The sequence below is a fragment of the Nostocoides sp. genome, assembly GCF_035343835.1.
In the GTDB taxonomy this organism is placed as follows: Bacteria; Actinomycetota; Actinomycetes; order Actinomycetales; family Dermatophilaceae; genus Nostocoides_A; species Nostocoides_A vanveenii.
On record NZ_DAOQZV010000136.1, the window covers coordinates 1 to 8,757 of the forward strand.

General features: G+C 68.3%; 9 protein-coding genes. 3 read left to right on the forward strand and 6 right to left on the reverse strand.

Annotation, left to right across the window (positions count from 1 at the left end):
- The 5 genes from PKH97_RS10480 to thpR form a co-directional block, all read right to left on the reverse strand.
- A partial coding sequence (locus tag PKH97_RS10480; RefSeq protein WP_324387355.1) for a PTS fructose transporter subunit IIBC occupies positions 1-1,405 on the reverse strand: 1,405 nt, incomplete at its 3' end.
- On the reverse strand, positions 1,402-1,848 hold the full coding sequence (locus PKH97_RS10485) for a fructose PTS transporter subunit IIA (RefSeq protein ID WP_324387356.1): 447 nt from the start codon (positions 1,846-1,848) through the stop codon (positions 1,402-1,404). The genes PKH97_RS10480 and PKH97_RS10485, both read right to left, overlap by 4 nt.
- Positions 1,849-1,872: 24 nt before the next feature.
- Complete coding sequence (gene pfkB / locus PKH97_RS10490) at positions 1,873-2,823, reverse strand: 1-phosphofructokinase (protein ID WP_324387357.1); 951 nt, start codon at positions 2,821-2,823, stop codon at positions 1,873-1,875.
- Positions 2,820-3,581: a DeoR/GlpR family DNA-binding transcription regulator gene (locus PKH97_RS10495; RefSeq protein ID WP_324387358.1), complete on the reverse strand. Its 762-nt coding sequence runs from the start codon at positions 3,579-3,581 to the stop codon at positions 2,820-2,822. The genes pfkB and PKH97_RS10495 overlap by 4 nt, the downstream gene beginning before the upstream one ends.
- A 183-nt stretch (positions 3,582-3,764) precedes the next feature.
- Entirely contained in the window at positions 3,765-4,334 is a 570-nt protein-coding gene (thpR, locus tag PKH97_RS10500) for an RNA 2',3'-cyclic phosphodiesterase (RefSeq protein WP_324387359.1), read from the reverse strand.
- Between the two features lie 83 nt (positions 4,335-4,417).
- Between thpR and PKH97_RS10505 the strand changes: the two genes are divergently transcribed.
- Complete coding sequence (locus PKH97_RS10505) at positions 4,418-5,086, forward strand: PH domain-containing protein (RefSeq protein WP_324387360.1); 669 nt, start codon at positions 4,418-4,420, stop codon at positions 5,084-5,086.
- 1,099 nt (positions 5,087-6,185) lie between these two features.
- Positions 6,186-6,680 (forward strand): MarR family transcriptional regulator, encoded by a 495-nt coding sequence (locus PKH97_RS10510; protein ID WP_324387361.1) that lies wholly within the window; start codon positions 6,186-6,188, stop codon positions 6,678-6,680.
- A 31-nt stretch (positions 6,681-6,711) separates the two neighbouring features.
- On the opposite strand, the gene PKH97_RS10515 is transcribed toward PKH97_RS10510, so the two are convergent.
- Positions 6,712-7,281 carry a bacterial proteasome activator family protein gene (locus PKH97_RS10515; protein ID WP_324387362.1) on the reverse strand — a complete coding sequence of 190 codons (570 nt, stop codon included), beginning with the start codon at positions 7,279-7,281 and terminating at the stop codon, positions 6,712-6,714.
- Between the two features lie 402 nt (positions 7,282-7,683).
- On the opposite strand from PKH97_RS10515, the gene PKH97_RS10520 reads away from it, so the two are divergent.
- Positions 7,684-8,757: hypothetical protein (locus tag PKH97_RS10520; RefSeq protein ID WP_324387363.1), on the forward strand; the 1,074-nt coding region annotated here is incomplete at its 3' end.

Here is an 8,757-nt window from a genome sequence, read left to right on the forward strand (position 1 = left end):
CCATGAGCGGTGCGACCCAGATGCCGCCGTGCGGGGCGCGCAGGGTCGGGCCGAGGGACATGGCCAGGGCACCGGTGATGGCCGAGCCGACCACCGAGGACGAGATGACGCGCAGCGGGTCGGCCGCGGCGAACGGGATCGCGCCTTCGGAGATGAAGGACAGACCGAGCAGCCAGGCCGCCTTGCCGTTCTCCCGCTCCGGCTCGGTGAACAGGCTCGGGCGCAGCGTGGTGGCCAGCGCCATACCGAGAGGAGCGACCATCCCGGCGGCCATGACGGCAGCCATGACCTTGAGCTGGGGGGCGTCCAGGGCGGTGCCCGCGGCCGCCAGACCAGTGGTGCCGAAGAAGTACGCGACCTTGTTGACCGGACCACCGAGGTCGAAGCCCATCATCGCGCCGACGATCAGGCCGAGGACGATGGCACTGCCGCCGCTGAGGCCGTTGAGCCACGAGGTGAGCCCGTCCGAGATGCCCTTGATCGGGCGACCGAGGATGACGACGAAGAGACCACCGACGATGAGGGTGGACAGCAGCGGGATGACGACGACCGGCATGACGCCGCGCACGCCCTTGCCGACCTTCCAACCGGAGATCCACCGGGCGACCAGGCCGCTGAGGATGCCGGTGACCAGACCGCCGAGGAAGCCGGCGCCGGTCGCATTGGCCAGCGCGCCACCGACGAAGCCGGGGACGAGGCCCGGCCGGTCGGCGATCGCGTAGGCGATGAAGCCGGACAGAGCCGGGACGAGGAAGCCGAAGGCCGTCGCGCCGACGCGGAAGAGCAGGGCTGCCCACCAGGTCAGGCTGACCGGGTTGAAGCTGTGCATGATGCTGTGCGGGAGGTCCTTCGGCAGGTTGATGTCGTATGCCGTGATGTCAACCGCCCCGTTCTTGCCGAGCGCGACCTGCGCGAGCATGAACCCGAGGGCGATGAGGATACCGCCGGCGGCGACGAACGGGATCATGTACGAGACACCGGTCATGAGCCATTGACGGATCTGGGTGCCGGTGCTCGCGCTCGCGTCGACCTTGGTGGCGAGCCCACCGGCGGGGACGGCGGCAGCCGATGCGGCCGCGGCGGCCGGATTGGCGTGGTGTGCCTCGGCGGCGGCAACGGCCTGCGCGATGAGCGCGGGGCCATCGGAGATCGCCTTCTTCACGCCAACGTCGACGGTCGGCTTGCCCGCGAACCGGTGGATGTCCTTGACCGGCAGGTCGTGGGCGAAGATCACCGCGTCAGCGGCGTTGATGACGTCCTGCGAGATCGGGTCCGAACCGGCCGAGCCCTGGGTCTCGACGACGATCTCGTGGCCGGCTGCCTTCGCAGCCTGCTCGAGGCCTTCGGCGGCCATATATGTGTGCGCAATGCCCGTTGGGCACGACGTCACTCCGACGAACTTCATGCGTTCACAACCTCTCGGTTCACGATGTCGACGACCGTTGTGGCGTCGGGGGCCTCCAGGAGGGCCTGCCGGAACTCGGACCGCATGAGCTTGCGGGCGAGCTTGGCGAGGATCTGCAGGTGCTCCTGACCGCCGCCGTCCGGCGCCGCGATCAGGAAGATCAAGGTGGCGGGGCCGTCGGCGGCCCCCCAGTCAACTCCGGTCGTCCGTCCGAAAACGAGCGACGGCGTGGTGATGGCGGCGCTGCGGGCGTGGGGGATGCCGATGCCGCCGGGCAGCCCGGTGGCCATCTGTTCCTCGCGCTTGCGGACGTCATCGAGGAAGAGCTCGAGGTCGGTGCACCGCCCGTCCGCGACGAGAGTCTCGGCCAGCGTGCGCGTTGCCGTATGGCGATCGGGGCCCTGCAGGTCGAGAACGACCTGGTGCTCGGTGATGAGGGACATGGTGTTCCTTTCGGGAGTGGGGGGTCAGTCGGTGACGAGGGTGTGAAGGTCGGGGTCTTTGTCGAGCGTGACGGGCACTCGGGCGAGGTCTGCTGGTCCGGGAACCTGGCTGCCGGGAAGGCTCACGGCCGCCGACCCCCAACGCACGGCCTCTGCGAGTGCGTCCACGGGCGTGGCACCCGAGACACTGGCGTGTAGATAGCCCGCGAGCGTGCAGTCACCGGCACCGACCGTGGACACCGGGGTCGCCTTGCCGCTCGCGTGGGCGATGGCGTCCGCGCGGACAAGCAGTGCGCCGTCCTTGCCGAGACTGACGAGGACGGTCGTGATGCCCTGGTTGACGAGCCGGTACGCGGCGTCGCGCACCGCGGCCAGGGTCGGCAGCTCGGTCCCGAGCAGTTCGGCGAGTTCGTCCCGGTTCGGCTTGACGACGTCGGGGCTGGCCGCGACTGCGGCGGCGAGGGTGGCACCGGAGGTGTCGATGGCCACCCTGGCCCCGGCGGCATGACCCAACCGCACGAGGTCGCCATACACTGCGGGGTCGACCCCGGGAGGGAGGCTGCCGGAGATGACGAGCCACTGCGCGCCCCCACGACCGAGGTGCTCAGCCGTGGTCGCGCGAACGGCCTCGACCTCGGCGGGGCTGAGCCGGGGGCCGGGCTCGTTGACCTTCGTGGTGACACCGTGGGGGTCGACAATGGTGATGTTCATGCGGATCGAGCCGACGACCGACACGGCCGCGCGAGCGATCCCGGCGGCGTCGAGCAGTCGCTTCATGAGAGCACCCTCGGGACCCCCGGTCGGGTATACGGCAATGCTCTCGGTGCCGTTGGCCGTCAGGGCGCGGGTGACGTTGATCCCCTTGCCGCCGGGGTCGACCCGACTCGACGTGGCGCGGTGGACCTCGCCGACGGTGAGCCCATCGACGCTGACCGTGCGGTCGACGCTGGGGTTGAGCGTGAGCGTGACGATCATGCGCAGATCACCTCGGGGCCGGCTGCTTCGATTTCGGCGACGGTTTCGTCGTCGAGGCTGGTGTCCGTGACGAAGGTGTCCATCTCGGCCAGGGCTGCGAACCGGCAGAAGTGGTCGAGCCCGACCTTCGTCGAGTCGGCGAGGACGACGGCCCGGCGGGCGGCGGCGACCATCGCCCGCTTCGCGGCTGCCTCGTCTTGGTCGGGCGTGGTCAGGCCGTGTGCGACGGACAGCCCGTTGGTCCCCAGGAAGGCGACATCGACATGGATGCCGGCCAGGGGACTGGTGGCCCATTCGCCGACCGATGCCTGGGTGCGGCCACGGATGCGGCCACCGAGCACGTAGAGGGTGAGGTCGCTGCGGTCGGCAAGGGTCGAGGCGATCGCGAGCGAGTTGGTGACGACCGTCAGCTCGCGGCCGAGGGGGAGCAGGTCGGCCAGGCATGCCGTGGTCGTGCCGGCGTCGAGAAGGATCGTCCCGTCGTCGGGCAGCAGGTCCAGAGCAGCCTTGGCGATGCGCATCTTCTCGGCGACGAGACGTTCCGACCGGTGCTGGACAGTCGGCTCGAAACCGAACCGCTCGACGGGGATCGCGCCGCCATGGACGCGGCGCAGGCGGCCGAGCCGCTCGAGTTGGGTGAGGTCGCGGCGGATGGTCTCGGGGGTGACCTCGAGGTCGCGTGCCAGGGCAGTGACCTCGACCCGACCGGACGCCGTGGCGATCTCGAGGATCCGCTGCTGGCGTTCTGGCGCGTACATCCGGGCTCCCTTCGGTGTCTGACACTTGCATGTATAGCGGTCATCCGGATGCATGTAAAGAGGGTCGGGCAGAAAACAACATCCGATCGTCCCCGCTTCTTCAAAGACACACCTTATGGGGGCCTATTAAGGTGTGTCTTTGAGGGAAGCGGGGGGAAGCGGGGGTGGGGACGTGTGGGTTCGTCACCGGCCGAGCGGGAACGTGCGGACCTCAGTATGCCGCGCCGACCCACCCACCCCGACGCCCAGCCGCGACTCGACGAGCGCGATCTCGCCCACCCGCCACGTCAGCGGAGCGAAGGCATCGAGCACGCGCAGCCATCGAGTGGCCTCCACGGGAGGACCCGAGCGTGCCACGGTGAGGTGCCCGACGAAGCCGCCGCCCTGAACCGTGGCGCCGACCCTCGACCCCGCCGTCCGGCACCGACGTGCCAACGCTTCGAGGGACCCGTCACCTCGGTCGCCGACCCCGAGCCACAGGGCATGGGCGGCATACGGCGAAGGGAAGGCCCCCGCCCTGCCCACAGTGAGCTCGACGGGATCTGTGTTGAGGGCGACCTCGTCGAGCAGGTCGCCGAGGTCGTCGACGCGCCTGCCCGGCACGGTCCCGAAGAACGCCAGCGTGAGGTGCCACTGGCCCCAATGAACCCACCGCAGCGTCGACCCGTCCTGGCGGCGAGGCTCCACGAACCGTTCCAGCGCTGCCGCGACGTCGTCCGTCGGGTTCGCCGCAACGAACATCCGGTGCGTCATCGGTTCAGCGTATGCCGCCGCGCGGGCACTAACCTGGCCCCAACGGACGCGGTGCGAGGATCGAGCGGCGAAGGAGTGACACGGTGGGCTTTCCAGAGAACGTGCTGACATCCGGTGAGAAGGTCGTCAAGGACCTGCACCCGCACCCGATGACGGTCGGCGCCCCGGCCCTGCTCGGGGTTGTGCTGCTCGGCATCGCCGTCGCCGTGGCCGTTGTCACCCCGGACGACAGCACGGGCAACACCCTTCAGTGGGTCGTCGTCGGGTTGGCGGTCCTCGCTGCCATCCCTCTCGTGATCGTGCCCCTCATGGCTTGGCGCACGACCCACTACGTTGTGACGACACATCGGGTCATGCTGCGCAAGGGGATCTTCAGCAAGTCGGGCAAGGACATCACGTTGAGCAAGATCACCGACGTGAGCTTCCACCAGAGCGTCTTCGACCGCATGATCCGCTCGGGCACACTCAACATCGAGTCGGCCGGCGACAGCCCGAACGAGCAATTCCGCAACATCCCGCGCAGCAACGAGGTCCAACAGCTCATCAACCGCCTCGTCGACGAAGACGCCAACCGGCGCAGCGCCGTGATCTACGAACACATGGCCGGTGCCTCACATCCGCCGTATGCCGAACCGGACTCGAGGACGGATCCGCTCCCTGCGCCGCAACCGCACGGCACTGCGGTCGAGCAGACCCAGATCGTGCCCACGTCGCCACCTCCGCCGCCGCCGACACCTCCCTCGGCCGGCTGAAGCGGCCCAGCTGGAGCGGGCTACCGTAGGGGGCGGACGACACCACTCGAACGGCGGGCAATAAGCACCCCGAGAATGCACACCAGTGGCCAGCCGGAGTCGGCACCGCCCGCCGCCCGCTTCCCAGAGCCCGATGGCCGGCCCGTCAAGGGCCAGCTCGGCTCCGGTTCGTCCCACCAGGCCCAACAGCACCGCCGCCACGCCCACACCTATCCTCGGCCGCACCGTGAACGGCACGGTCGCCCCCCGCCGCCCGGCGAGCGCCGTCCAGGCCGCGAGCGCGAGGAACGCCACGGCGGTGAAGAAGGCGTGCCCAACCGGCTCTGGCCGGCCCCATCGAGCGGTATGACGGCCACGGCCATCGTCGCGAAGCCACCGCAGGCGAGAATCGACCGCCCGACCGGGTCGGTAGCGGCACGTCCGAGGGCGGTGAGCACGTGGCAGACGCCGACGAGCGCGGCTGTCATGTCCCACCGGTGCGGCATGCCACTTGGGCAAGGGAGCTCATCGTCACCGACCGGGCGTCCACTGGGGCCGGGTGAAGGGCCGCCGAGAGGGTCCACCCACCGACGAGCAGGACGGGTGTGGCCGCGGCTGACAGTCGGGCCCACCAGCGCAGCTGCCAGCGACGGCGTATGACGAAGGCGCTGCCTCAGGAGGCAGGGGCAGCTCACGTCGCTGGCGGTGTGGCACCGCACCACCGTACGCACGGGGCTGCGGTGGAACGACCCATCCCCGAACCCGACCACGAGGTCCGGACACAAGTGCGCCGGCCGGTGTGGGTAGGGGGCCCACACACCGACCGGCGACCTTTTGTGGGGGATGGCCAAGAGGACTGTAGGGGTCGAGGTGTCCGCCCCGGTCCCCCCCGGGCGGACACGTCTTGGTGATCTGTCAACAAACCCTAGATCACGAACCCCTTGCTGTCCAGCGCTTTGGGTTGATCTCACGACAACATCACGTTGATGGTTCACCAGGGTGCTCGCGGGAATGATGGGGTGGATGAGGCGTCGCCCCCACCCCGACCGACTGTGGAGCCCATGACATGACCGGCGCAACGCCGAGCGGACCTACTGGACCGGCTGGTCGCCGTGGTCCGGTGCCCGCACCGGCCGACGTCGCCGGCCCGGCACGGCGGGAGCTCACCGAACGCGAGATGCGGCTGTGGCGCACGTTCTGGACCTTCCGCGCGAACATGGACGCCGCCCTGGAATCGGGGCTCCAGAGAAGCGCGGCAATCTCTGGATCCGACTTCGAGGTTCTCAACGCTCTCTCGGACGCGGCGCCGGGCCCACTGCGGTTGCGCGACCTCGGTCTTGTGCTCGACTGGGAGCGCAGCCGGGTCTCTCACCATCTGCGTCGGATGGAGGCGCGCGGCCTTGTCGAACGCCACCCCAGCGAAGGAGACCGCCGCGGGGTGACGGTGACTTTGGCGCCGGCTGGTGCTCAGGTGTTGGCTCAGGCAGGGCCCGACCGGCAGGCGCTCGTGGTGTCCCTGGTTTTCGAGGCCTTGGATGACAAGGACCTTGACCTGCTCGAGGGTGTCTTCACCACCATGTTGGAGAGCATCGAACGCCACTTCCCAGCGCGGTGAGCGACGTGTACGTGCGCTTTGGCGCCGAGGTCTAGAGGTACTGCCCCGTGGGGCCACGTTCCCCACCGGGCTGCTGCCCCTGGGCGCCGTCGTCTCCGTGCCCGGGTGGAAGTGCCCGGCGCATTCCCTGGAGCTGCTGCTGGACGGCCATCTGCTGGGCGAACAACGCGGTCTGGATTCCGTGGAAGAGCCCCTCGAGCCAGCCGACGAGCTGGGCTTGAGCGATGCGCAGCTCAGCGTCGCTCGGTGTCTCGCTCGCGAACGGGAGGGCGAGCCGGTCGAGCTCCTCGACGAGCTCGGGGGCAAGCCCCTCCTTCAGCTCAGCAATCGACCGCTGGTGGATGGCCGCGAGACGGGTGCGTCCAGCGTCATCAAGAGGGGAGGCTCGCACCTCCTCGAGCAGCTGCTTGACCATCGTGCCGATGCGCATCACCTTGGCCGGCTGCTCCACGAGCTCAGCGGGGTCGCGTGAGCCGTCCCTTCCCTCCGCTCCTGGCGCGACCCCCATCCCGTCCTGGGTGACGACCACCAGCCGCGGATCGGAGCGGTCGGATGCGGCCGAGGACGTAGCGGCGGTCGGGGTCGAGTCGGGCGGCGTCATACGGCCATCCTGTCAAAGGCTCCGCGGGGCGCACACCCGGTTGCGGTGCAGGCGGAGGAGCATCATGATGCTCATGGTGCAGTTGTGGACTCGTGTGGCGCACGGGCTTCGGTTTGTCACAATCGGATAACGCGATGACATGGCAATGAGGTGAAGGCGTCCTACGGGTAGCGTAGGCTAGTGTCTGCTCGCGACGTGCCCCGACGCCGTGAGTCAGACTGAGGCGCCCAAAGTCCCCGTGGGCTATAGAAGTGAGGCTGTATGTCGACCAGAGTTGGCCCCCGAGCCGGTCGTTCCTCGTGGGGCTTGAGGCGCGCCGCCGTTGCCACCGTGCTCGCCGTTGTGTCCGTCTTCTTGTCCCAGCCCATCAGTGCCGATGCCGTGACCGTCAGGCCGATGACGTTGAACTACAACAAGATCGTCAACGGCGACTACGTCATGGTCGGCAACGGCGTCTTGCAGTGCGACTCGAGCAAGCCCATCTTTCCCGGATCCAACTTCACGTGCCTTCAGCTGCACAACGCGACGGCGCAGGCCAACTTGGTCAACGACTTCAAGTGGATGGGCAACGTCGACGTTGACTCGAATGCAGCGACGGTGAACTCGAGCCGAGCGACGGTGACCATTCCTTCGGGGGCGAAGGTCGTCAAGGCGGTGCTCTACTGGAGCGGGAACACCGGGGTCCACAAACTCACCGATGGGAGTATGTCTCCGACCAACATCTGCAGTGTCAACCCTGCCCCGACGGGAGGCGCGCCGGTGACCCCGGCGGGGAGTCCGTCGACGCAACCGGTCACAGTCAACTTCGGCGCGTCGACCTTCACGGCGGCTCCGACCAATTACTCGTTCGAGGCTCCAGCGCAGCTCGCCAATGGGAACCCGCAGTACTACACGGCGCAAGCTGATGTGACGGCGCAGTTCGCGGCGTTGCCGTCGGGGTCTGCTCAGACGATCACGGTCGGCAACGTGTGGGCGATGCAGGGGTTTGGGTGTTACGCGGGCTGGTCGTTGGCCCTGGTCTATGACTTCGGGGCGTTCGACCCGGGCAACCCGGTGTTGACCAATGCACGCGAGGTGTTCCTTTACGATGGCCACATCCGTAAGCAGGCGGCCGACCCGACCGCCGAGATCATCCCGTTCACTGGCTTCATGGTCGAGGGTCCTGGGTCACGGGGCGGCTTCACCCTTTATGAGGGTGACCGGAACATCACGGGTGACTTCGCGAACTACCAGTCGAACTCGGCGGCGTCGCCGACCGAGATCCAGAACGCGTTGGGTGGGTTGAACAACATCGGGACCTCGATCGCAGACGGGTCGGTGCCGTATGTGACGGGGGTCACCACCCCGTTCGCGAACGCGAACGTCGACGTCCGCAACCTGAACCTCCCCCAGCTCGTCATCGGCAACACGTCGATGAACATGAGCCTGGACACGGCCGGAGACTCCTTCCTGCTGCAGAACGCCGTCCTGTCGGTG

Coding starts and splice junctions, on each gene's coding strand:
- pfkB (WP_324387357.1), bottom strand. CDS start 2,823: ATGATCGTCACGCTCACGCTCAACCCCAGCGTCGACCGCACGGTCAGC.
- PKH97_RS10495 (WP_324387358.1), bottom strand. CDS start 3,581: ATGTACGCGCCAGAACGCCAGCAGCGGATCCTCGAGATCGCCACGGCG.
- thpR (WP_324387359.1), bottom strand. CDS start 4,334: ATGACGCACCGGATGTTCGTTGCGGCGAACCCGACGGACGACGTCGCG.
- PKH97_RS10515 (WP_324387362.1), bottom strand. CDS start 7,281: ATGACGCCGCCCGACTCGACCCCGACCGCCGCTACGTCCTCGGCCGCA.
- PKH97_RS10485 (WP_324387356.1), bottom strand. CDS start 1,848: ATGTCCCTCATCACCGAGCACCAGGTCGTTCTCGACCTGCAGGGCCCC.